At 65.4% G+C, this 23134-nt stretch carries 16 protein-coding genes and 2 pseudogenes; 16 read left to right on the top strand and 2 right to left on the bottom strand.

Annotated features, from left to right (window positions below; translation table 11 throughout):
- Positions 1 to 91: 91 nt before the first annotated feature.
- A pseudogene (gene murD / locus WDM24_RS30900) lies at positions 92 to 268 on the top strand (UDP-N-acetylmuramoyl-L-alanine--D-glutamate ligase); the annotation flags it as partial.
- A gap of 64 nt (positions 269 to 332) precedes the next feature.
- Here murD and WDM24_RS30895 read toward each other — a convergent pair.
- Positions 333 to 1415, bottom strand: coding sequence for an ISAs1 family transposase (locus tag WDM24_RS30895; RefSeq protein WP_338821920.1), 1083 nt, complete (start codon positions 1413 to 1415; stop codon positions 333 to 335).
- Positions 1416 to 2418: 1003 nt separating this feature from the next.
- Between WDM24_RS30895 and ftsW the strand changes: the two genes are divergently transcribed.
- The 15 genes and pseudogenes from ftsW (at position 2419) to ligA (ending at position 21432) form a co-directional block, all read left to right on the top strand.
- Complete coding sequence (ftsW, locus tag WDM24_RS30890; RefSeq protein ID WP_029078907.1) at positions 2419 to 3570, top strand: putative lipid II flippase FtsW; 1152 nt, start codon at positions 2419 to 2421, stop codon at positions 3568 to 3570.
- A gap of 35 nt (positions 3571 to 3605) precedes the next feature.
- Complete coding sequence (gene murG / locus WDM24_RS30885) at positions 3606 to 4706, top strand: undecaprenyldiphospho-muramoylpentapeptide beta-N-acetylglucosaminyltransferase (RefSeq protein WP_338828447.1); 1101 nt, start codon at positions 3606 to 3608, stop codon at positions 4704 to 4706.
- A gap of 37 nt (positions 4707 to 4743) precedes the next feature.
- Positions 4744 to 5583 carry a class I SAM-dependent methyltransferase gene (locus tag WDM24_RS30880; protein WP_338828446.1) on the top strand — a complete coding sequence of 280 codons (840 nt, stop codon included), beginning with the start codon at positions 4744 to 4746 and terminating at the stop codon, positions 5581 to 5583.
- Positions 5584 to 5811: 228 nt separating this feature from the next.
- A complete protein-coding gene (gene murC, locus WDM24_RS30875) occupies positions 5812 to 7215 on the top strand; it encodes a UDP-N-acetylmuramate--L-alanine ligase (RefSeq protein ID WP_338828445.1) in 1404 nt (467 codons plus the stop codon).
- A gap of 292 nt (positions 7216 to 7507) precedes the next feature.
- Positions 7508 to 8590, top strand: coding sequence for an ISAs1 family transposase (locus tag WDM24_RS30870; RefSeq protein ID WP_338821920.1), 1083 nt, complete (start codon positions 7508 to 7510; stop codon positions 8588 to 8590).
- Positions 8591 to 8695: 105 nt separating this feature from the next.
- Positions 8696 to 9613, top strand: a complete 918-nt coding sequence (murB, locus tag WDM24_RS30865) for a UDP-N-acetylmuramate dehydrogenase (RefSeq protein ID WP_166304835.1) — start codon at positions 8696 to 8698, stop codon at positions 9611 to 9613.
- Positions 9613 to 10599 carry a D-alanine--D-alanine ligase family protein gene (locus WDM24_RS30860; RefSeq protein WP_166304838.1) on the top strand — a complete coding sequence of 329 codons (987 nt, stop codon included), beginning with the start codon at positions 9613 to 9615 and terminating at the stop codon, positions 10597 to 10599. Before murB ends, WDM24_RS30860 begins: the two co-directional genes overlap by 1 nt.
- Before the next feature lie 125 nt (positions 10600 to 10724).
- Positions 10725 to 10991: pseudogene (locus tag WDM24_RS30855) on the top strand (hypothetical protein); the annotation flags it as partial.
- A complete protein-coding gene (locus tag WDM24_RS30850; protein WP_166304841.1) occupies positions 10931 to 11941 on the top strand; it encodes a cell division protein FtsQ/DivIB in 1011 nt (336 codons plus the stop codon). The pseudogene WDM24_RS30855 and the gene WDM24_RS30850, both read left to right, overlap by 61 nt.
- Complete coding sequence (gene ftsA, locus WDM24_RS30845; protein ID WP_029078900.1) at positions 11938 to 13254, top strand: cell division protein FtsA; 1317 nt, start codon at positions 11938 to 11940, stop codon at positions 13252 to 13254. Before WDM24_RS30850 ends, ftsA begins: the two co-directional genes overlap by 4 nt.
- Before the next feature lie 89 nt (positions 13255 to 13343).
- Positions 13344 to 15125, top strand: a complete 1782-nt coding sequence (gene ftsZ, locus WDM24_RS30840) for a cell division protein FtsZ (RefSeq protein ID WP_338691289.1) — start codon at positions 13344 to 13346, stop codon at positions 15123 to 15125.
- A 348-nt stretch (positions 15126 to 15473) separates the two neighbouring features.
- A complete protein-coding gene (gene lpxC, locus WDM24_RS30835) occupies positions 15474 to 16436 on the top strand; it encodes a UDP-3-O-acyl-N-acetylglucosamine deacetylase (protein WP_338828444.1) in 963 nt (320 codons plus the stop codon).
- A gap of 244 nt (positions 16437 to 16680) precedes the next feature.
- On the top strand, positions 16681 to 17589 hold the full coding sequence (locus WDM24_RS30830) for an outer membrane protein assembly factor BamD (protein ID WP_414645640.1): 909 nt from the start codon (positions 16681 to 16683) through the stop codon (positions 17587 to 17589).
- Between the two features lie 13 nt (positions 17590 to 17602).
- Positions 17603 to 19273, top strand: coding sequence for a DNA repair protein RecN (recN, locus tag WDM24_RS30825; protein ID WP_338828443.1), 1671 nt, complete (start codon positions 17603 to 17605; stop codon positions 19271 to 19273).
- Between the two features lie 8 nt (positions 19274 to 19281).
- Positions 19282 to 21432 carry an NAD-dependent DNA ligase LigA gene (ligA, locus tag WDM24_RS30820; protein ID WP_166304854.1) on the top strand — a complete coding sequence of 717 codons (2151 nt, stop codon included), beginning with the start codon at positions 19282 to 19284 and terminating at the stop codon, positions 21430 to 21432.
- A gap of 157 nt (positions 21433 to 21589) precedes the next feature.
- Here the strand turns inward: ligA and WDM24_RS30815 are convergent, their stop codons facing one another.
- Positions 21590 to 22879, bottom strand: coding sequence for a multidrug effflux MFS transporter (locus tag WDM24_RS30815; protein WP_338828442.1), 1290 nt, complete (start codon positions 22877 to 22879; stop codon positions 21590 to 21592).
- Positions 22880 to 23134 lie beyond the last annotated feature (255 nt).

Here is a 23134-nt window from a genome sequence, read left to right as displayed (position 1 = left end):
AGCTGAATGAAGTGAGAAAATGAAGTTGCTGGAGGCGGTCGAGTTCGCGCCGCATGCTGACGGACCTCTGCATGAGAATGATGTGCTTGCGATCGACGTCGCGATCGCCAGCGCCGCGCGCGATGCCGAGGCATCGGGACTCACGGAGGCCGTCGTGCTGCTGTCGCCCGCGTGTGCGTCGTTCGACCAGTACCGCAATTTCGAAGTCCGCGGTACCGCCTTTCGCGACATCGTCCAGGCACTGCCCGGCGTCAAGCCGGTGGTGTGACGTTTCCGACGTCGTATGTGAGGTGAGCACGTCTCTCAGGCACCCTCCCCCCTTGCGGGTAGGGCTATCGCATATGGGCGAGGACGGAGAGAAGGAAGTCGTTATTCCATCTGGCCTGGAGCATTTTGTGGCTGGTGCGCGTGGGACCTGGCGTGGCTTGTAGAGCGTTAAGTGCCAGCTTTCGGATGGCGGCAAGATTTTCGGCGGCATGGCCCTTGCGGCTACGGCAGGCGTCTTCGTCGAACAGAACGTCGAGAACCCAATGCAAGTTGTTCTCGATACCCCAGTGGGCGCGGACGGCCTCGAGCAGCTTCTTGGCCGACAACCGGCGTGAGGCCAGAAAGTATCGGGCCGTGTGTTTGGCTGTCTTGCCGGCCTTGGCGCGCCAACTATCGATGCGACCGACGACAGCGATAGCAGGGAAGCTGTATTGCTTTGCCAAGTCTGGGGCCGGCACGACGATGGCCTGCCGGCGCTCGATGCGGCCGTGGGCCGATGTCCTTCGCTGGCTCGCCCGCGCTGGCTTCCGGGCCGTATCGAGCAGCGCCTTGACGGCTTTGAAGAGCCGGCCGCGATTACTCTTGATGGCCAATACATAGTGGCCCTTCCGATCGCGGATGGCCTGCGCCGTGTCGGGCCGGCAATGCAAGGCGTCGGCGGTGACAAGAGCACCATCCAGATCGAGCAGGGCGAGGACTTCGAGAGCGCCGGCAATCTCGTTGCGATTGGGAGCCTTTCTCTGCGCCAACGCCATGCGCGTGCCTGCCGCCCAGACGTTGACCATATGTAGCGGCGTAGCCCGCCGGCCACGCGTGAAGGCTCCGCGCAACGCCTTGCCGTCGATGCTGACCACGCCCTTGACGCCGAAGCTCTTGCTGAACTTACGCAAAACCGCTTCCAGACCCTTCGGGTCCAGCACGCGGAAGACGTTGCTGAACGTGTCGTGGCTAGGAATACCGTGTCCAAGCTCCAGGAACTTCCGCAACAGCTGCTCTCGGCCTTTGCCGAAGAACTCGAACTCGGTGCAGGTCTTGGCGCCGGCCAGCGTCGCCGCCAAGGCAATGACGAGGATCTCCAACAAATCGTGTCGCGTGTTGCCGGCGCGTGGATCCTTGAGCGGTCGAAACAGGCGCCTGAGTTTGCGCATTTGGGTCTCCCTCGACAATCGAGAGACCCCCAAAGAATCCAGTTCCAACCGCTTGGCAACACCCCTCCTGAGCCATATGCGATTCCCCTACCCTTGCGGGGGAGGGTGGGGAGAGGGGTGGCCCCGGGCTGAGCTGATTGTTGAACGCATCGCTCTTGCAACTTGTTCGCTTGCCTCGGCAACAAATGCGGAGAGAGTGCGTTGTGTGGCACCCCTCTCCCTAACCCTCCCCCGCAAGGGGGAGGGAACCCTTCCGCCGGTGCCTCCCTTACGCGCCAATCACTGAGTTGCCCGACGGCGCAAGCCCCCGCAACAAAAATATTTCTATTTATCAGAACACCCAACTCGGTGTATGGTTCGCCCGTCTCACCCGATTGAGGGGCGCTGCGCATCGTCACGGGTGTTGTGGTGAGATGCGGTGGACGCTGATGTCACAACTGACGAACGTGACTGAACGCGGACGGCGAAGTCGTGTGGTCCTGACGCCCTAGCGGCCGGTGTCCCCTTGGCAAGAGGCTTACGCCTCTTGCTGAAGGCGGTGACAAAAAAGCCCAGTCTCGCCGGGGAGAGCACGAAATAAGCCGTAACCCATCGCGCAGGGAAAGCTGGGATGTTCCCGGTTACACCTGTGGTCCTACCCCGGTGCTTTTTGTTGCACCGGACCCATGGGTGCGATCGGCACCCGGCTTTCCCTGCACCCTCTGTTTGATGAGAGGGCGGAACGAAGAGCAAAGCTCGGGCAATCATGTCGCGAGAACGTGGAGGTGCGTCCCCATCCACAACTGTCATCGCCCGGCTCGACCGGGCGATCCAGTACGCCGCGGCCTCTCAGCTCAAGCACGGAAGTCTCTGGAATACTGGATCACCCGCATGCGCGGGTGATGACATCGAGGGTGCCGCGAGCTTCCCCAATCCACTCCCTCAAAAGTTACCCAATCCGTTAACCCCTTGGAAACCATCCTGCGCCACCAATGGACGTTATCTCTGCCATCTGGGGACGCCCATGCTCGCCCGTGACCAACGCACCCCGTTCTCGGACTGGTGGTGGACCGTCGACAAGCTGCTGCTTGTCGCGATCGCCGCGTTGATGTTGGCCGGCGTCATCCTGTCGCTGGCGGCAAGCCCGCCGGTCGCGACCCGGATCGGGCTCGATCCGTTCCACTTCTTCAACCGCCACGTCATGTTCCTGGCGCCATCGCTGATCGTGCTGATCGGGGTGTCGTTCATGACGCCGCGGCAGATCCGGCGCACCGCGCTGATCGTGTTCGCGGTCTCGATCGCGCTGATCGTGCTGACGCTGCTGATCGGGCCCGAGGTCAAGGGCTCGCGGCGCTGGATCACGCTGCTCGGTGTCAACATCCAGGCCTCCGAAGCCGCCAAGCCTTCTTTCGTGATCGTCGCGGCCTGGCTGTTTGCGGAATCGACCAAGCGGCCCGAGATGCCGGCGACCTCGATGGCGCTGGTGCTGCTGATGACGCTGGTCACGCTCCTGGTGATGGAGCCCGACTTCGGCCAGACCATGCTGATCCTCACCGTGTGGGGCGCGCTGTTCTTCATCGCGGGCATGCGGATGATCTGGGTGTTCGGGCTCGCCGGCGCCGCTGGCGCGGGCCTGTTCGGCGCCTATCTGCTGGTGCCGCACGTCGCCGGCCGCATCAAGCGCTTCATGAATCCTGCCTCCGGCGACACCTTCCAGGTCGACACCGCGATGGAGGCGTTCTGGAACGGCGGCTGGTTCGGGCTCGGGCCGGGCGAGGGCATCGCCAAGCGCAGCCTGCCCGACAGCCACACCGACTTCGTGTTCGCGGTCGCGGCCGAAGAGTTCGGCATCATTCTCTGCCTGATGCTGGTCGCGCTGTTCGGCTTCATCGTGATCCGCACGCTGACCCGCGCCTATGCCACCGAGGACATGTTCTCGCGCTTCGCGGCGTCGGGACTTGCGATCCTGTTCGGCGTGCAGGCGACGATCAACATGGCGGTCAATCTGCAATTGATCCCGGCCAAGGGCATGACGCTGCCGTTCATCTCCTATGGCGGCTCCTCGTTCGTCTCGCTCGCCTATGGCGTCGGCATGATGCTGGCGCTGACGCGGCAGCGGCCGCGCACGGAGATCGAATCGATGGAAGGCGCCAGCGCTCGGCGCGCCTACGCGTAGGTGACTGTGACTGCGGCGTCGGTTATCTGAAGGCCATGGACAACGCGCCCCTGATTCTGCTGGCGGCCGGCGGCACCGGCGGCCATTTGTTCCCGGCCGAAGCGCTCGCCGTGGAATTGATCAGGCGTGGCCTGCGGGTCCGGCTCGCAACCGACGGCCGCGCGCTGCGCTATTCCGGCTTGTTCGGCCGGGAGAGCATCGACCTGGTGCCGAGCGCGACCGTGCGCAGCCGCAACCCGATCTCGCTGGCGCAGACCGTGCTGATGCTCGGCTACGGCACGCTGGTTGCCGCCAATCTGGTGCGCCGGCTGAAGCCGTCCGCCGTGGTCGGTTTCGGCGGCTACCCGACCTTGCCGCCGCTGATCGCGGCGCGGATGCTCGGCGTCCCCGGCATTATCCACGACGCCAATGCGGTGCTCGGCCGCGCCAATCGTTTCCTCTCCGGCCGCGTCAACGCGATCGCGACCTCGCTGCCCGGCGTGCTCGATCGTGATCCCGCGCTCGCCGGCAAGGCGACCACCGTCGGCACGCCGATGCGGCCGGCGATCCTGGCGGCGGCCGCTGTGAAATACACGCCGCCCGAAGTCGACGGTCCGCTGCGTCTGCTGGTCGTCGGCGGCAGCCAGGGCGCGCGCGTGATGAGCGACATCGTGCCGCCGGCAATCGAGCAGCTCGCGCCCGCGCTGTGGAGCCGCCTGATCGTCACCCAGCAGGTGCGCGAAGAGGACATGGCCAGGGTGCGCGCGGTTTACGACCGGCTCAGGATCGATGCCGAGCTCGCGCCGTTCTTCGCCGACCTGCCGGCGCGGCTGGCCTCGAGCCAGCTCGTCATCTCGCGCTCGGGCGCCGGCACCGTGGCCGAGCTCGCCGCGATCGGCCGGCCCTCGATCCTGGTGCCGCTGCCGGGCGCGATCGATCAGGACCAGTTCGCCAATGCCGGCGTGCTGTCGCAGGCGAACGGCGCGCTGCGCATCGCGCAGGGCGACTTCACGCCCGAGCGGCTGGCGGCCGAAATCTCGGCCTTCGCTGCCGAGCCCGAGAAATTGACCGCGATGGCAGAAGCCGCGCGCGGCGTCGGCCGGCTCGATGCCGCCGAGCGGCTGGCGGACCTCGTTGCCAAGGTGGCCGGGATTTGATGCGCCAAACCGGCAGGACGCCGGGGGAGACTTGATCATGACGGGCCTGTTGATTCACTCCGTCTCGGAATTCTCGGATCTGATCCTCGAGGCGCTACGCCTGGCCGACGCGCAAAACATCGTCGAGATCGGTGCGGAGTATGGCGGCATGTCGGCGCTGCTCGCCGAGCACTGCCGGGCACGCGGCGGTCAGCTCACCAGCGTCGATCCGGCGCCGAAGCCCGAATTCCTCGATTGGGTGAACGCCAATCCCGATGTGCGTCATGTGGCAAAGACCAGCCTCGATGCCTTCGCGGAACTGGATGCCGCCGACGCCTGGATCGTCGACGGCGACCACAATTGGTACACGGTCTATCACGAGCTCCGGCAGATCGAGGCGATCAGCCGCCGCGCCGGCAAACCGGTGCTGGTCTTCCTGCACGATGTCGGCTGGCCCTGCGGGCGGCGCGACATGTATTACGCACCCGAGCAAATTCCGGCCGCGTATCGCCATCCGCACAGTTGCGATGCGGGCGCCACGCTGGATCGCCCGTTGCTGATCGAGGGCCGTGGCTTTCGCGGCGCGGGCCTCGCCGCGTTCGCGAATGTTTCCGGCGGCGCGCGCAACGGCGTGATGACCGCGATCGATGATTTCCTGGCGGAGGAGCTGGCGCAGGGCAAGGAGTTCGGCTTCGCCGAGATCCCCGCTGTGTTCGGCCTCGGCGTGCTGTTCGACATGAATGCGGCCTGGAGCGCATCGTTGGCCGAGCTCGTGCTGCCCTATCACCAGAACAAGCTGCTGCGTGCGCTCGAGACCAACCGGCTGCGCAACTATCTTCGCGTGATCGAGATGCAGGATGAACTGGCGGCGCGTGCCGTGCGATTGGGGGCGGCATAGCCGCCGGGCCGGAATGGAGATGTCCGTGATCCCTCATCGTAACCACTGGCCGGTAGTCGGCGATCGCGACATTTCCGCGGCCGAAGGCCGCAAAAAGCCCTTGTCACGCATGGGAAAAGCGGGGCATCCAGTGGTCAGCGCCGCCGATGTGAGGCGCACAGAGAAGCTCAGTCGTCGGCTCCGCAGCGGTGCCCGCATTGGGCGGATGATGATGTCAGGAACCGGATCATGAGACTGCCGCGCGAGATCGGACCCATTCACTTCGTCGGGATCGGCGGCATCGGCATGAGCGGCATCGCCGAGGTGCTGATTAATCTCGGCTACACCGTGCAGGGCTCCGACGCGTCGGACAATTACAATCTCGACCGGCTGCGCAAGAAAGGCGCCAAGGTCTCGGTCGGCCACACTGCCGAGAATGTCGACGGAGCCGATGTCGTCGTGGTCTCGACCGCGATCAAGCGCGACAATCCCGAGCTGATGGCGGCGCGCGCGCAGCGCATTCCGGTGGTGCGGCGCGCCGAGATGCTGGCGGAATTGATGCGGCTGAAGAGCTGCGTCGCGATCGCCGGCACCCATGGCAAGACCACCACGACCACGATGGTCGCGACCTTGCTCGATGCCGGCGGGCTCGATCCGACCGTGATCAATGGCGGCATCATCAATGCCTATGGCTCCAACGCGCGGCTGGGGGCCGGCGACTGGATGGTGGTCGAGGCCGACGAGAGCGACGGCACCTTCCTGAAGCTGCCGTCGGATGTCGTCATCGTCACCAATATCGATCCCGAGCATCTCGATCACTTCAAGACCTTCGAGGCGATCCAGGACGCGTTCCGCAATTTCGTCGAGAACGTTCCGTTCTACGGCTTCGCCGTGATGTGCACCGATCATCCCGTGGTGCAGAATCTCGTCGGCAAGATCGAGGACCGCCGCATCATCACCTACGGACGAAATCCGCAGGCCGATGCGCAGCTCCTGAATCTGACGCCGATGGGCGGCGGCTCCAAGTTCACGGTCGCGATCCGCGATCGCAAGACCGGAGCTTTGCACGAGATCGCGGATATCACGCTGCCGATGCCGGGACGCCACAACGCCTCCAACGCGACGGCGGCGATCGCGGTCGCACATCAGCTCGGCGTGTCCGACGACGTCATCCGCCAGGCCATGGCCGGTTTCGGCGGCGTCAAGCGGCGCTTCACCAAGACCGGCGAAACGAACGGCATCACCGTGATCGATGATTACGGTCATCATCCGGTCGAGATCGCAGCGGTGCTGAAGGCGGCGCGGGAATCCACCAATGGCAGGATCATCGCCGTGGTGCAGCCGCATCGCTACACCCGCCTGCAGTCGCTGTTCGAGGAATTCTGCACCTGCTTCAACGATGCCGATGCGGTCGTCGTCGCCGAGGTCTATCCGGCCGGCGAGACGCCGATCGCAGGCATCGACCGCGATCACTTCGCCGCCGGCTTGCGCGCGCACGGCCATCGCAGCGTGGTGCCGCTCCCGAACGCGGGCGAGCTCGCGAAGATCGTTCACGGTCTCGCCAAGTCCGGCGACCTCGTCGTCTGCCTCGGCGCCGGCAACATCACGCAATGGGCCTACGCATTGCCCGGCGAATTGAAGGCGCTGGGGTGATGATGTTCGCTCTTGCCGCTGCCGAACAGCTGCGCAGTCACGAAGGCCGGCGTATGCCGCCACCCCTCTCCCTAACCCTCCCCCGCAAGGGGGGAGGGAACCCATCCGCCAGTGCGTCCCTGACTCGTGCAAAGAGTCAGAGTGCAGCTGTGACGCTACGTGAAGTGAGTACGCTAGTCAGGCTCCCTCCCCCCTTGCGGGGTAGGGGAATCGCATATGGCTCAGGAGGGGTGTTGCCAAGCGGTTGGAACTGGATTCTTTGGGGGTCTCTCGATTGTCGAGGGAGACCCAAATGCGCAAACTCAGGCGCCTGTTTCGACCGCTCAAGGATCCACGCGCCGGCAACACGCGACACGATTTGTTGGAGATCCTCGTCATTGCCTTGGCGGCGACGCTGGCCGGCGCCAAGACCTGCACCGAGTTCGAGTTCTTCGGCAAAGGCCGAGAGCAGCTGTTGCGGAAGTTCCTGGAGCTTGGACACGGTATTCCTAGCCACGACACGTTCAGCAACGTCTTCCGCGTGCTGGACCCGAAGGGTCTGGAAGCGGTTTTGCGTAAGTTCAGCAAGAGCTTCGGCGTCAAGGGCGTGGTCAGCATCGACGGCAAGGCGTTGCGCGGAGCCTTCACGCGTGGCCGGCGGGCTACGCCGCTACATATGGTCAACGTCTGGGCGGCAGGCACGCGCATGGCGTTGGCGCAGAGAAAGGCTCCCAATCGCAACGAGATTGCCGGCGCTCTCGAAGTCCTCGCCCTGCTCGATCTGGATGGTGCTCTTGTCACCGCCGACGCCTTGCATTGCCGGCCCGACACGGCGCAGGCCATCCGCGATCGGAAGGGCCACTATGTATTGGCCATCAAGAGTAATCGCGGCCGGCTCTTCAAAGCCGTCAAGGCGCTGCTCGATACGGCCCGGAAGCCAGCGCGGGCGAGCCAGCGAAGGACATCGGCCCACGGCCGCATCGAGCGCCGGCAGGCCATCGTCGTGCCGGCCCCAGACTTGGCAAAGCAATACAGCTTCCCTGCTATCGCTGTCGTCGGTCGCATCGATAGTTGGCGCGCCAAGGCCGGCAAGACAGCCAAACACACGGCCCGATACTTTCTGGCCTCACGCCGGTTGTCGGCCAAGAAGCTGCTCGAGGCCGTCCGCGCCCACTGGGGTATCGAGAACAACTTGCATTGGGTTCTCGACGTTCTGTTCGACGAAGACGCCTGCCGTAGCCGCAAGGGCCATGCCGCCGAAAATCTTGCCGCCATCCGAAAGCTGGCACTTAACGCTCTACAAGCCACGCCAGGTCCCACGCGCACCAGCCACAAAATGCTCCAGGCCAGATGGAATAACGACTTCCTTCTCTCCGTCCTCGCCCATATGCGATAGCCCTACCTTGCGGGGGAGGGTTGGGGAGAGGGGTAAGCCCCGGGCGCTGACGGCAGGCGTAACACGATGCGGTATCAACCCGTTCCATGAGCCGATTGACCCCGCATGACCTTCCCCGACATCACGCCCGATCTCAAAGCCGCGATGCCGGAGCTGCGCGGGCGGCTGCTGGCGAACCAATCGCTTGCGGAGCTGACGTGGTTTCGCGTCGGCGGTCCGGCGCAGGTGCTGTTCACGCCGGCGGACGAGGATGATCTCGCCTATTTCCTGACGCGCCTGCCGCAGCAGCTGCCGGTCTATGTCGTCGGCGTCGGCTCCAATCTGATCGTGCGCGACGGCGGCATGCCAGGCGTCGTGATCCGGCTGGCGCCGCGTGCGTTCGGCGAGACCAGCGCGGCCGATGATGTCGTCACTGCGGGTGCCGCGGCGCTCGACAAGCGCGTGGCTGAAACGGCGGCGGCCGCCAACATCGGCGGCATGGAATTCTTCTTCGGCATTCCCGGCACGGTCGGCGGCGCGCTGCGCATGAATGCCGGCGCCAATGGCGGCGAGACCAAGGACGTGCTGGTGGAAGCGACCGGCATCGGCCGCGACGGCACGAAGCATACGTTCGGCAATGCCGACATGAGGTTCGTCTATCGCAACAGCGGCGTCGATCCGTCCGTCATCTTCACCTCGGCGCGCTTCCGCGGCAGGATCACCGCATCAGATGCGATCCGCGCCCGCATGAACGAGGTGCAGACCCATCGCGAGACCGCGCAGCCGATCCGCGAGAAGACCGGCGGCTCGACCTTCAAGAATCCGCCCGGCAACAGCGCCTGGAAGCTGATCGACGCCGCCGGCTGCCGCGGCCTCAAGGTCGGCGGCGCGCAGGTGTCGGAGATGCACTGCAATTTCCTGATCAACACCGGCAACGCCACCGGGCACGACATCGAGACGCTCGGCGAGACGGTGCGTGAACGGGTCAAGCAAACCAGCGGGATTGAGCTGCACTGGGAAATCAAGCGGATCGGGAACAGCTGATGCAGGTCACCATTCTGTTCGGCGGCACCAACAAGGAACGGCTGGTCTCGGTGGCGAGCGCGCAGGCGCTGCATCGCGCGCTGCCCGACGCGGGGCTCTGGTTCTGGGATGTTGACGACACCGTGCATGCGGTGACGTCCGAGAAGCTGCTCGGTCACACGCGGCCCTTCGAGGTTGATTTCAAGCCCGAGGGGCGCGGCATCGCGCTCGAGGAGGCGCTCGACAAGGCTGGCGCCGAGCAGCGAGTGCTGGTGCTTGGCCTGCACGGCGGCCGCGCGGAGAATGGCGAGTTGCAGGCGATGTGCGAGATGCGCGGCGTCGCGTTCACCGGCTCAGGCTCGGCGTCGTCGCATCTGGCGTTCGACAAGCCGTCGGCCAAACGCTTCGCGGCGATCGCAGGTCTCAACGCGCCGCTGGGCATCGCCGTCGAACGGATCGATGCGGCCTTCGCCCAACACGGCAGGCTGATCGCAAAGCCCGCCAAGGACGGATCGAGCTACGGCCTGATCTTCGTCAACGCAGAGCAGGACCTTGTCGCCGTTCGCAATGCCGCCAGGCATGAAGACTATCTGATCGAGCCGTTCGTGTCGGGCGTCGAGGCGACCTGCGGCGTGCTCGAGCAATCCGACGGCACGGTGTTCGCGCTGCCGCCGATCGAGATCGTACCGGCGGAGGGCAGCTTCGACTACACGGCCAAATACCTTCTGAAGTCGACCCAGGAGATCTGCCCCGGCCGCTTCGAGCCGGAGGTCAGCGCCGCGATCATGGATCATGCGCTGAAGGCGCATCGCGCATTGTCCTGCACCGGCTACTCACGCAGCGATTTCATCGTCTCAGTGAACGGGCCGGTCTACCTCGAGACCAACACGCTGCCGGGGCTCACGGCGGCGTCATTGTACCCTAAGGCCTTGAAAGCGCAGGGCATCGCCTTTGCAGACTTCCTGATCGACCAGATCGAGATCGCGCGCCGCCGCGTCCGGAGTTAAGGCCGACCGGGCGGGAACCCGCGAGACTTGGCCGGATGGAACCCGGACGCTGTTGCTAAAATGCTAACGGGTTCGCGGCAAAGTCCTCAAAGCGTTGATCAAAACACACTCCAGGCTGAAGTCGTTTACCGTTTGTTTACCAGGAAGCCCGAAGGTTAACGCTGGCGGCGCATGTAGCGCTTGGCTGCCGGGGCGTGAGCTGTCGCGGATTACCGCTTCGAGGATCGCAACCAGGGAACAGGGGGCCACTCTAATCCCACCGGTGTAGCCGAGACGCGACCTGTGCCGGGACCCGCAGGGTTTGGCGGGCACAACATGACGAGCTCGTGCAATGGATGGTGCAGGACGCCTCACTCGATCGCTGCGATCGCTGGGGCCTCAAGCTGACCTGAAAGCAGCCGCTATTGGAGCGGCGGTGCTGCTGCGCGAGTATGTCGGCGCCCATCTCGCACGCCGCCGCCGGCGTCCCGCCGCCAGGCGGCCGCAGGTGATCGATCGCGAGCCGCCGAACCGCTTCATCCTGACGGTCGAACGCTATCTGCCGCGCCGCATCGGCCTGGTCGCGACGCTCGCGATCCTGTTCGGCAGCGCAGGCTTCGGCATCGTCCGCGGCGGCCATGTCGAGGAATTCACCACGGCGCTCAGCGATACCCGCAACGCGCTCGCCAACGCCGCGGGCTTCCGCATCACCACCGTCGGCATCAACGGCCGCAAGCAGCTGAGCCAGGACGAGGTGCTTGCGATCGGCGGCGTCAACGGCCGCTCATCGCTGCTGTTCCTCGACGCCGACACCGTGCGCGCCAAGCTGAAGGCCAATCCCTGGATCGCGGACGCCACGATCCTGAAACTCTATCCGGGCCGGCTGCAGATTGACATCGTCGAGCGCACCGCCTTCGCGCTGTGGCAGCAGAACGGCCGCCTGTCGGTGATCGCCTCCGACGGCGCGGTGCTCGAGCCCTACGTGTCACGTCGCTTCCTCAACCTGCCGCTGGTGGTCGGCAAGGGCGCCGACACGCGCGCCCAGGACTTCCTGGCGCTGCTCGACCGCTACCCGCAGGTGCGCTCGGTGACCAAGGCCGCGATCTTCGTCGGCGAGCGGCGCTGGAACCTGCGGCTGAAGGACGGCCTCGACATCCGCCTGCCGGAGAACGACGTCGGCAATGCGCTGGCCGCGCTCTCCAGGCTCGACAAGGACGAGAAGCTGTTCTCGCGCGACATCGTCGCCGTCGACATGCGCCTGCCGGATCGCCTGATCGTGCAATTGTCCGAGGACGCCGGCAAGGCGCGCGACGAGCTGTTCAAGGACAAGAAGTCCAAGAAGAAGGCCGGTGATTCCGCATGACCGGCCTCGATCGCAACCTGACCCCGAAGACCCGCCCGATGCAGAAGCGCACCGCGATGGTGGCGTCTCTCGACGTCGGCTCCAGCAAGATCGCCTGCATGATCGCGCGGCTGAAACCGTCGCCGCCGAACGAGGCGCTGCGCGGCCGCACCCATGCGGTCGAATTGATCGGCTACAGCCAGATCCAGTCGCGCGGCGTCAAGGCCGGCTCCGTGGTCGATCTCGCCGAATGCGAGAAGGCGGTGCGTCATGCCGTGGCGCTGGCCGAGCGCATGGCCAAGGTCCGTGTCGAATCCGTGCTGCTGTCGGTCTCCGGCGGCAGGCTGCATGGCCAGCTGGTTGAAGCCGCGGCCGATATCCGCGGCGGCTCGGTCACCGCGGACGATATCAGCCGCGTCACCTCCGCCGGCATGCGCCACGCCGCCGGCGCCGGCCGCACCGTGCTGCACGCGCTGCCGGTCGGCTACGCGCTCGACGGCGTCAAGGGCATCCGCGATCCCAGAGGCATGGTGGCGCGCCAGTTCGGCGTCGACATGAACGTGGTGACGTCGGATGCGACGGTCGCCAAGAACCTGATGCTGGTGGTCGAGCGCTGCCATCTCAACGTCGAAGCCATGGCGTCGAGCCCCTATGTCGCGGGCCTGTCGGTGCTGACCGATGACGAGGCCGATCTCGGCGCCGCCGTCGTCGAGATGGGCGCCGGATCGACCACGATCGCGACCTACTCGGGCGGACGCCTCGTGCACGCATCGGGTTTTGCGCTCGGCGGACAACATATCACGATGGATCTTGCGCGCGGCATCGGCGCGTGCATTGCGGATGCCGAGCGAATCAAGACTTTATACGGCACGGTGCTGACCGGCGGTTCGGACTCGCGTGAGCTGATGTCCGTTCCCACTGCAGGCGATGATCGGGAGACTCCGCAAATCGTGTCCCGCGCCACGATCGCGAACATCGTCCGGCATCGCGCCGAGGAGATCTTCGAAATGGTCCGTGACCGGCTCGCGGATTCCCCCTTTGCGGCCGAGCCGAGGGCGCGCGTCGTGCTGAGCGGCGGCGCATCCCAGCTCACCGGCACCATCGAGCTTGCCACCCGCATCCTGAACCGCCAGGTCCGCATCGGCCGCCCGCTCGGCTTCGGCCGGCTGCCGAACGAGGCGAAGGGCGCCTCGTTCTCGGTGCCGACGGGCCTCCTGGTCTATCCGCAATACGCTCATCTTGAACATGTCGAACCGCGGCGCACGCGGCAGCTCAGGACAGGGACAGACGGTTACTTCGGAAAGGTCGGACGATGGCTTCGCGAGGGCTTCTGATGACCGCATCCCGGCTCACCCCATTTTCACCAACTCCCGCGCCCCGTGGCCGGGGCGAACCCACGCGCGCGTAATCGAGAGAGGCAACCATGGCACTCAATCTGACACCCCCTGACATCAGCGAGCTGAAACCGCGGATCACTGTCTTCGGCGTCGGTGGCGCGGGTGGCAATGCCGTCAACAACATGATCACCGCCGGGTTGCAGGGCGTCGACTTCGTCGTCGCCAACACCGACGCACAGGCGCTGACCATGTCGAAGGCGCAGCGCATCGTCCAAATGGGCACCCAGGTCACTCAGGGCCTCGGCGCCGGTTCGCAGCCCGATGTCGGTGCTGCGGCCGCGCAGGAGGTCATGGACGAGCTGCGCGATCATCTCACCGGCGCCAACATGGTGTTCGTCACCGCCGGCATGGGCGGCGGTACCGGCACCGGTGCTGCGCCCGTGATCGCCAAGGCTGCCCGCGAAATGGGGATCCTCACGGTCGGCGTGGTCACGAAGCCGTTCCACTTCGAGGGCCAGCGCCGCATGCGCACCGCCGAGCACGGTATTTCCGAGCTGCACAAGGTGGTCGACACGCTGCTGATCATCCCGAACCAGAACCTGTTCCGGGTTGCCAACGAGAAGACCACCTTCGCCGACGCCTTCGCGATGGCCGACCAGGTGCTGTACTCGGGCGTCGCCTGCATCACCGACCTGATGGTCAAGGAAGGCCTGATCAACCTCGACTTCGCCGACGTCCGCGCCGTGATGCGGGAAATGGGCAAGGCGATGATGGGCACCGGCGAAGCCACCGGCGAGAAGCGCGCGCTGACCGCAGCCGAAGCTGCGATCGCCAACCCGCTGATCGACGATAGCTCGATGAAGGGCGCCCGCGGCCTCTTGATCTCGATCACCGGCGGCAAGGACCTGACCCTGTTCGAGGTCGACGAAGCCGCGACCCGCATCCGCGAGGAAGTCGATGCCGACGCCAACATCATCGTCGGCGCCACCTTCGACGAATCGCTCGACGGCGTCATTCGCGTCTCGGTGGTCGCAACCGGCATCGAGCAGGCGGCGATCGCCTCCCGTGCCGCGGCTCCCGCGCAGCAGTCGGGCGGCTCGCCGGAGAGCCGGCTGGCCGATCTGACTGCTCGCCTGCGGGCCGACAATCAGCGCATGGCCGAGCGTTCCCAGAAGCTGGAGCCGCCGACCGGCGTGACGGTCGCGCCGATTGCGGCTCCTGCCGCCGCCCAGCAGCGTCCGGCCGTCGAGCGCGCGGCGCTCGCGGCGATCGCGGCCGCGGTTGCTCCGGACAGCGCGCCGGCTCAGGCGCCGATGCAGCCGGGGTCCTATGGTGACGTCACCGTGCGGCCGATCGCCCAGAAGCCGACCTTGTTCCCCGACCACGAGGCAGCCAAGGCCGAGCAGCACGAGCCGATGCCGCCCGAGACCTTCATCCCGCAGGCGGCCGAGCGTTCGCCGGTCCGCGCCCCGCGGATGCCGAAGTTCGAGGATCTGCCGATGCCGGCGCAGGCGGAGATCCGCCAGGCCCATGACGGTGAGGCGGAGCACCCGCAGAAGACCCGGCTGTCGCTGCTGCAGCGGCTGGCCAATGTCGGCCTCGGCCGCCGCGACGAAGAGACCGAGCCGCCGATCGCGGCCCGCGCCTCCAATCCGGCGATGCCCGCGATGCCGCCGCTGCCCGACCGCAAGCAGGCCCGCAGCGTCGCGCAGCAGATCTCGGCGAACGAATCGCCGGTATCGGAATATGCGAAGCGTCCGGCGCCGCAGGGATTGGACGCTCACGGCCGCCCGGCACCTGTTGCGCCAACGCCACAGGGTGACGACCATCTTGATATCCCGGCCTTCCTGCGCCGGCAGGCAAACTGAAGTTTGTTACAACCTTGGCGACAAAGAAGGCCTCGGCGGGGAACCGCCGGGGCCTTCTCCTTTTTGCGGGCAGGCGGTTGTGGTTGCCAAACAAGCAACTGATTTTAAATCATTAATTATTCTTTCGGTGATCTGATGGCCGCGCTTCGAGGGCCGGTTTCGCTGCCGCAATTAGGTTAACCTTGGGCGCGAATGCGGCCGAGATGGGGTAACAATCGGTAAAGAAGCGTGAGTTGGCGCGGTTTAGGAAATCACTATGGTCTGCCGTGACTTGGGGAGCTCAAGCGAGTCGGCCTGGGGAAATTTGGCCACTTGAATTGAGTGAAGTCGGGTAGTGGGCATTATCGAATGAAGTTTAGCCGTCAAACCACGCTTCGGTCGCAAGCCACCGTGACTGGCGTAGGCGTTCATTCCGGTCTTCCTGTCAGTCTTACCTTGGGACCGGCGCCCGTTGATTCGGGTTTCATTTTTGTCCGCACCGGTCTCGACGGTGCCGACCGCGAAGTCGCCGCCAACGTTGACGCTGTGATCGCAACCGAGTTCGCGACGGTGCTGGGTGACCGCGAAGGGCCGCTGGTTTCGACCGCCGAGCATGTGCTCGCGGCGCTGCGCGGCATGGGCGTCGACAACGCCACCATCGAAATCGACGGGCAGGAAGTTCCGATCATGGACGGCAGCGCTGCGGCGTTTGTCGCAGCCATCGATCAGGCCGGCATCGTGACCCAGCCCGCCGTCCGCCGCTTCATCCAGGTGCTGAAGCCGGTGCAGGTCAAGATCGGCGACGCGATGGGCGAGCTGCGTCCGTTCGCCGGCGGGTTCCGCGCCGAAGTCGAGATCGAATTCACCAACAAGGTGATCGGCCACCAGACCTTTTCGTTCGACCTTTCGCCGGAAGGCTTCCGCCGCGATGTCGCCCGTGCCCGCACCTTCGGCTGCATGAACGACGTGGCGCGGCTGTGGGGCGCGGGCTTCGCGCTCGGCGCCTCCTTCGACAACACCGTGGTGTTCGACGAGGCCCGCCTGCTCAACACCGAGGGCCTGCGCTACGCCAACGAGTGCGCCCGCCACAAGGTGCTCGACGTGATCGGCGATCTCGCGCTGGCCGGTCTGCCGCTGCTCGGCAGCTACCGTTCGGTCCGGGGCGGTCACAAGCTCAACAACGCGGTGCTGAAGGCGCTGCTCTCCGACCGCAGCGCCTGGCGCGTGGTCGAATCGGAAACTGCCCGGCGGCCGGTCCGTGGCCATGTCGAGGCCGGTGCAAGCACCGTGGGCGGCCTGGTTTCCCCGGCCTATGGTCCGGACGTGTCCTGATCGCCGCAGGCGGTTGGGCCCCAATTTCCGTAACAACCACAGCAGGCTGTGAGCTTCGTCAGGTCGCCTTATTCCGGGCGGAATGGCTTCGTATTCGGTTGGTCCGAGGTCATTTTTCGGCTAAACAGGCCCGCGGTTGCGAGTGACGGCACCAAAGCTGCGGGAATATTGCATCCATGACCGCGGTTCATGGGTGGAGTGGGGTCGCCGTTAACCGCATCAAAGGCGTCAGGTTTTACAATCCATGTCGGCAATGCGTATGGCGCTCGAACCACGCTCCTCTTCTGTCGTCACCGGCCTGACGAAGGCCGCGCGCACGCTGCGTTTTGCGGCGGGCCTGATTGTGCTGGCACTGCCGCTCTCAGGCTGCGGCACCGGCGCGCTGTGGGACAAGTTCATGGCCAAGGACGACACGTTCGTCGATGAGCCCGCGGACAAGCTCTACAATGAGGGCTTGTACATGATGAACGAGAAGAAGGACCTGAAAGCCGCCTCGAAGAAGTTCGAGGAAGTCGACCGTCAGCATCCCTATTCGGATTGGGCGCGCAAGTCGCTGTTGATGTCGGCCTATTCGTTCTATCAGGCCGGCGACTATGACAGCTGCATCGGTTCTGCCACGCGCTACGTCACGCTGCATCCCGGCAGCCCGGACGCGTCCTACGCCCAGTACCTGATCGCTGCATCGCATTTCGACCAGATCCCGGACATCTCGCGCGACCAGGGCCGCACCGAGAAGGCGATCGCGGCGCTCGAAGAGGTGGTGCGCAAATATCCGACCTCGGAATACGCCACCCAAGCCAAGTCCAAGATCCAGGCGGCACGCGACCAGCTCGCCGGCAAGGAAATGGCGGTCGGGCGCTATTACATCGAGAAGCGCGACTTCACCGCCGCGATCAACCGCTTCAAGACCGTGGTCACGCAGTACCAGACCACGCGCCACGTCGAAGAGGCGCTGTACCGGCTCACCGAGGCCTATATGGCGATCGGCATTGCCGGCGAGGCGCAGACCGCCGCCGCGGTGCTTGGCCACAATTTTCCAGACAGCCGTTGGTACAAGGACGCGTATAATCTAGTAAAGTCCGGCGGTCTCGAGCCGAGCGAGAATCAGGGTTCCTGGATCAGCAGGACCTTCAAGAAGATAGGTCTCGGCTAGGAATTGTCCTCGCATGCTGGCGCGTCTGTCGATCCGTGACATCGTCCTGATCGAACGGCTCGATATCGAATTTTCCCGTGGGCTCGCGGTGCTGACCGGCGAAACCGGCGCAGGCAAATCCATCCTGCTCGATGCCTTTGCGCTGGCGCTTGGCGGCCGCGGCGATGCCGGACTGGTGCGCCACGGCGCCGAGCAGGGCCAGGTCACCGCCACGTTCGATGTTCCGAAGGCGCATCCGGCGGCCAAAATCCTGACCGAGAACGGCCTCGACGACACCGGTGAGATGATCCTGCGCCGCGTGCAGCTCGCCGACGGCCGCACCCGCGCCTTCATCAACGACCAGGCGATCAGCGTGCAGACCCTGAAAGCGGTCGGCGCCGCTCTGGTCGAGATCCACGGCCAGCATGACGAGCGTGCTCTGGTCGATGCCTCGACCCATCGCCAGCTGCTCGATGCCTTCGCCGGCCACGAGAAGGACGTCGCGGCGCTGGAAGCGCTGTGGGATATCAGGCGGACCGCCAACGCCGATCTCGACGAGCATCGCGCCGGCATGGAACGCGCCGCGCGCGAGGCCGATTATCTGCGCCATGCCTCGCAGGAGCTGAAGGCGCTGGCGCCGAAGGAGGGCGAGGAGACCGAGCTCGCCAACCGCCGCACCACCATGATGCAGGGCGAGAAGGTCGCGACCGATCTGCGCGAGGCGCAGGAGGCGATCGGCGGCTCGCATTCGCCGGTGTCGGCGCTGTCGGCCGCGGTGCGGCGGCTGGAGCGGCGCGCCGCCAATGCGCCCGCCCTGATCGAGCCCGCGGTGAAGGCGATCGACATCGCGATCAATGCGCTGGAAGAGGCCGACCAGCACCTCCACGCCGCGCTGGCGGCGACCGATTTCGATCCGGCCGAGCTCGAACGCATCGAGGAGCGGCTGTTCGCGCTGCGCGCCGCCTCGCGCAAATATTCGACGCCGGTCGATCTGCTGGCCGCGCTGGCTGCGCAATACGCGGGCGACGTCGCGCTGATCGATGCCGGCGCCGACCAGCTGAAGAAGCTGGAAGCGGCCGCCCGTGAGGCCGACCAGCGCTACGCTGCTTCAGCCGTAAAACTGTCGGCGGCGCGCACCAAGGCAGCCGAGAAGCTCAACAAGGCCGTCAATGCCGAGCTCGCCCCGCTCAAGCTCGAGCGCGCGAAGTTCATGACCCAGGTCGAGAGCAACACCGCCGCGCCGGGCCCGCAGGGCATCGACCGCGTCGAGTTCTGGGTCCAGACCAATCCGGGCACCAAGCCGGGACCGATGATGAAGGTCGCCTCCGGCGGCGAGCTGTCGCGCTTCCTGCTGGCGCTGAAGGTCGTGCTGGCCGATCGCGGCTCGGCGCCGACCCTGGTGTTCGACGAAATCGACACCGGCGTCGGCGGCGCGGTGGCGGACGCCATCGGCTCGCGGCTGGCACGTCTCGCCGGCAAGGTGCAGGTGATGGCGGTGACGCATGCGCCGCAGGTCGCGGCCCGCGCCAGCCAGCATCTCCTGATCTCCAAGGATGCGCTCGACAAGGGCAAACGCGTCGCCACCCGCGTCAACGCGCTCGCCGCCGACCACCGCCGCGAGGAGATCGCGCGCATGCTGGCCGGCGCCGAGATCACCGCCGAGGCCCGCGCCGCCGCCGAACGCCTGCTCAGGGCGGCGAGCTAGTCGCGCCCATGGCTGTCAAGGCGAAGAAAGCGCTGGTCGACGTCGACAAGCTCACCAAGCCGCAGGCCAAGGTCGAGCTGATGCGGCTTTCACTCGAGATCGAGGCTCACAACGAGCGCTACTACCAGAAGGACGCGCCGACCGTATCCGATGCGGCCTATGACGCCTTGCGGCGGCGCCTGGAAGCGATCGAGGCCAAATTCCCCGATCTCGTCACCAAGGATTCGCCGACGCAGACGGTTGGCGCGGCGCCGGCGCGCGGCTTTGCCAAGGTGCAGCATGCCGTTCCAATGCTGTCGCTCGGCAACGCATTCAGTGACGAGGACGTCACCGAGTTCGTCGAACGTATCAGGCGCTTTCTCAAGCTGGATGCCGACCAGATTCCGGTGCTGGTCGCCGAGCCGAAGATTGACGGCCTGTCTCTCTCGCTGCGCTACGAAAATGGCGAGCTTGTCCGCGCCGCGACGCGCGGCGACGGCTTCACCGGCGAGGACGTGACCGCTAACGTCCGTACCATCAAGGACATTCCGCACACCCTGAAGGGCCGCAACGTTCCGGCAGCCTGCGAAATGCGCGGTGAAGTCTATATGCTCAAGAAGGATTTTCTTGAGCTGAACAAGAAGCAGGCCGCGGCTGACGACACGATCTTTGCCAATCCGCGCAATTCGGCCGCGGGGTCGCTGCGTCAGAAGGACGTGTCGATCACCGCGTCGCGGCCGCTGAAATTCTTCGCCTACACATGGGGCGAGATGAGCGAGCCGCCCGCCGACACCCAGCACGGCATGCTGGAGTGGATGGACAAGGCAGGCTTTGTGGTCAATCCGCTGATCACGCTCTGCAAGAGCGTCGATGATGTCCTGGAATTCTACAACAAGATCGGCGAGGAGCGGGCCTCGCTCGGCTACGACATTGACGGCGTGGTCTACAAGGTCGACCGCCTCGACTGGCAGGAGCGCCTCGGATTCGTGTCGCGCAGCCCGCGCTGGGCGATCGCTCACAAATTTGCGGCCGAGCAGGCAACGACGATTCTCAAGGGGATCGATATCCAGGTGGGGCGCACCGGCGCGATGACGCCGGTCGCGCGGCTCGAGCCGGTCACGGTTGGCGGCGTCGTCGTTTCGAATGCGACGTTGCATAACGAAGATTACATCAAGGGCATCGGCAACGATGGAAATCCCATCCGGGACGGCGTGGACCTTCGCGTCGATGACACGGTTGTCGTGCAACGCGCCGGCGATGTGATCCCTCAGATCGTCGGCGTTGTTCTGGACAAGCCGCGCGGGAAGAAGCCCTACAAGTTTCCAGACACATGCCCGGTATGCGGCAGCCATGCGATCCGCGAGGAAGGTGAGGCGGTGCGCCGCTGCACCGGTGCGCTGATCTGTCCGGCGCAGGCGGTCGAGCGGTTGAAGCATTTCGTGTCGCGACTCGCCTTCGATATCGACGGTCTGGGCGAGAAGCAGATCCAGGAATTCTACGAGGACGGGCTGGTGATGTCGCCTGTCGACATCTTTACCCTTCGCGAGCGGGACGCACGATCGACCAGGAAATTGATGGAGCGCGAGGGCTACGGCGAAACCTCGGTGCGCAATCTGTTCGACGCGATCGATGCTCGCCGCAACATCGAGCTGCACCGGCTGATCTTTGCGCTCGGCATTCGCCATGTCGGGGAAGGCAACGCCAAGCTGCTGGCGCGGCACTACCACACGATCGAAAACTTCCGTGAGGCGATGCTGGCCGCCGCCAAGGGCAGCAAGGACGAAGAGAATACCACCGAGGCCTACCAGGACCTCAACGATATCGATGGCATCGGCGAGATCGTCGCAGATGCGGTGGTCGAGTTCTTTGCCGAGCCGCGCAACGTCAAGGCGCTCGGCGAATTGTTGCACCAGATCGAGGTGAAGCCCGCCGAGCAGCCGCGCAAGAGCTCGCCTGTCTCGGACAAGACCGTGGTGTTCACCGGGTCGCTGACGAAATTCACCCGTGACGAAGCCAAGGCGATGGCAGAGCGGCTCGGCGCCAAGGTCGCCGGCTCGGTGTCCAAGAAGACGGATTACGTGGTGGCCGGCGAGGACGCCGGCTCGAAGCTGACCAAGGCGCGCGAGCTTGGCGTTGCGGTGCTGACCGAGGACGATTGGCTGACGCTGATCGAGGAGTAGGGCGCAACGTCGCCGCAACTCTCCGCTGTCATCACCCGCGAAGGCGGGTGATCCAGTATCCCAGAGACAGTCATTGTTGAGCGGATGGGCCGCGGCGTACTGGATCCCCCGCATGCGCGGGGGATGACGAGGTGAGGGCGTGGCGCGCGCACGCGCCTTACATCATCCCGCTCTCATCCTCCTCCGCCTGCGCGATCAGCTCTTCGCTGACCACCACGTTCCGCCGCGGCACCACGAAGATCATGGTGCAGGCGCAGGCGATCGAGATTGCGAAGATTGCCGAGGTCAGCGGCAGCGTGGTGGCGGAGTGGCCGCCGAGATAGGCGCCGAACTGCGAGATCAGCGCACCGATGCCCTGCTGCAGGAAGCCCATGGCGCCCGACGCGGTGCCGGCGGCTTCTGGGCGGATGCTGATGGCGCCGGCGGCGGAATTGGCCATCACGAAGGCGTTGGCGACCATCACGATCATCTGGGTGCCGAACAGCCAGAGCGGCGCCTGGTTTACTCCGGCAAAACTCCAGATCAGGTTCAAGAGGCTGCCGCCGAGCTGCAGCGCGAGGCCGAACCAGATCAATTTCTCCAGCGAATGCCGCGGCGCGAAGCGCACGCAGAGCAGATTGCCGACAAAGTAGCCGAACCCGGTCATCGCGAACCAGGCGCCATATTCGGCGCTGCTGCGGCCCATCTGGGTCACCACGATGTAGGGGCCGCCGCCGGCGAAGGCGAAGATGATCTGCGACGACAGCACCTGGCACAGCAGGTAGCCGACGAAGGCGCGGTTCGTTATCAGCTTGCCGAGGTCGCCGCGAAAGCTCGCGCTGTCGGCGCGGTCGCGGCGGGTCTCGGGCAGTGCTAGCGCGATGAAGATCGTTGTCGTCAGCGACGCCGCGGTGATGAGATAGAGGATCGCGCGCCAGCCGAATGCGGTCTCCAAGAGACCGCCGGTCAACGGGCTCACCATCTGCGCGATCATCAGCGCGGCGACCACGAGGCTGATCATGGCGCCGACCCGCTCGCGCGGATAGAGATCGCGGATGATGGCACGGCTGATCACCATGCCGCTGGCGCCGCCGAGCGCCTGGAAGAAGCGCGCCGCGATCAGCTGCGGCAGCGTTTCGGCAAACACCGAGCCGATGCCGGCCACCACCATCAGGCCGAGGCCTGCGAGCAGCACCGGGCGGCGGCCGAATCTGTCGGACAGCGGCCCCATGAACAGCTGCGAGAGCGCAATGCCGACCATGTAGAGCGACACCGTCATCTGCGCGATAGAGATGTCGCGGCCGAAATCGGTCGCGAGCACCGGCAGCGCCGGGACCAGCATGTAGAGCGAGATCGGCGCGACGCCCGTCATCACGACGAGCATAAGCAGCATGACCTTCGATGTCGCGATGTTGTCCTTGACGTTGTCTCTGGCCGCGCCGGGCGGCTTGCCCATCACGCCGTGCATTCAGGTCCGATCCAGCATTGTGGAAAGACTGTAGCGTGCCCGTTCGCGCGGAATACGGGTGTTTCGGCATACGCCCATGCGATTTCGGGAGACGCACCGTGATGTTTCGTCTCGCGCAATAAGCGCGGCTGTCGCCAGCCGCGAATTCCGCTGTCGTCCTCCGCGAAAGCGGGGGACCCAGTATTCCAGAGGCAGACGTAATTGAACCGATAGGCCGCGGCGTACTGGATCCCCCGCATGCGCGGGGGATGACAT

The organism is Bradyrhizobium sp. 27S5, assembly GCF_037217225.1.
Lineage (GTDB): Bacteria > Pseudomonadota > Alphaproteobacteria > Rhizobiales > Xanthobacteraceae > Bradyrhizobium > Bradyrhizobium septentrionale.
The sequence above is the reverse complement of the archived record's forward strand: the minus strand, read 5'-3'. Positions and strand labels throughout refer to the sequence as shown.

What these genes read in the sequence shown, in the direction of transcription:
- ftsW (WP_029078907.1), top strand. Translation starts at nt 2,419, where the DNA reads ATGCTCGCCCGTGACCAACGCACCCCGTTCTCGGACTGGTGGTGGACC.
- WDM24_RS30850 (WP_166304841.1), top strand. Translation starts at nt 10,931, where the DNA reads ATGGATGGTGCAGGACGCCTCACTCGATCGCTGCGATCGCTGGGGCCT.
- lpxC (WP_338828444.1), top strand. Translation starts at nt 15,474, where the DNA reads ATGAAGTTTAGCCGTCAAACCACGCTTCGGTCGCAAGCCACCGTGACT.
- recN (WP_338828443.1), top strand. Translation starts at nt 17,603, where the DNA reads ATGCTGGCGCGTCTGTCGATCCGTGACATCGTCCTGATCGAACGGCTC.
- WDM24_RS30895 (WP_338821920.1), bottom strand. Translation starts at nt 1,415, where the DNA reads ATGCGCAAACTCAGGCGCCTGTTTCGACCGCTCAAGGATCCACGCGCC.
- WDM24_RS30880 (WP_338828446.1), top strand. Translation starts at nt 4,744, where the DNA reads ATGACGGGCCTGTTGATTCACTCCGTCTCGGAATTCTCGGATCTGATC.
- WDM24_RS30860 (WP_166304838.1), top strand. Translation starts at nt 9,613, where the DNA reads ATGCAGGTCACCATTCTGTTCGGCGGCACCAACAAGGAACGGCTGGTC.
- ftsZ (WP_338691289.1), top strand. Translation starts at nt 13,344, where the DNA reads ATGGCACTCAATCTGACACCCCCTGACATCAGCGAGCTGAAACCGCGG.
- WDM24_RS30830 (WP_414645640.1), top strand. Translation starts at nt 16,681, where the DNA reads ATGTCGGCAATGCGTATGGCGCTCGAACCACGCTCCTCTTCTGTCGTC.
- murB (WP_166304835.1), top strand. Translation starts at nt 8,696, where the DNA reads ATGACCTTCCCCGACATCACGCCCGATCTCAAAGCCGCGATGCCGGAG.
- ftsA (WP_029078900.1), top strand. Translation starts at nt 11,938, where the DNA reads ATGACCGGCCTCGATCGCAACCTGACCCCGAAGACCCGCCCGATGCAG.
- WDM24_RS30870 (WP_338821920.1), top strand. Translation starts at nt 7,508, where the DNA reads ATGCGCAAACTCAGGCGCCTGTTTCGACCGCTCAAGGATCCACGCGCC.
- murG (WP_338828447.1), top strand. Translation starts at nt 3,606, where the DNA reads ATGGACAACGCGCCCCTGATTCTGCTGGCGGCCGGCGGCACCGGCGGC.
- ligA (WP_166304854.1), top strand. Translation starts at nt 19,282, where the DNA reads ATGGCTGTCAAGGCGAAGAAAGCGCTGGTCGACGTCGACAAGCTCACC.
- WDM24_RS30815 (WP_338828442.1), bottom strand. Translation starts at nt 22,879, where the DNA reads ATGCACGGCGTGATGGGCAAGCCGCCCGGCGCGGCCAGAGACAACGTC.
- murC (WP_338828445.1), top strand. Translation starts at nt 5,812, where the DNA reads ATGAGACTGCCGCGCGAGATCGGACCCATTCACTTCGTCGGGATCGGC.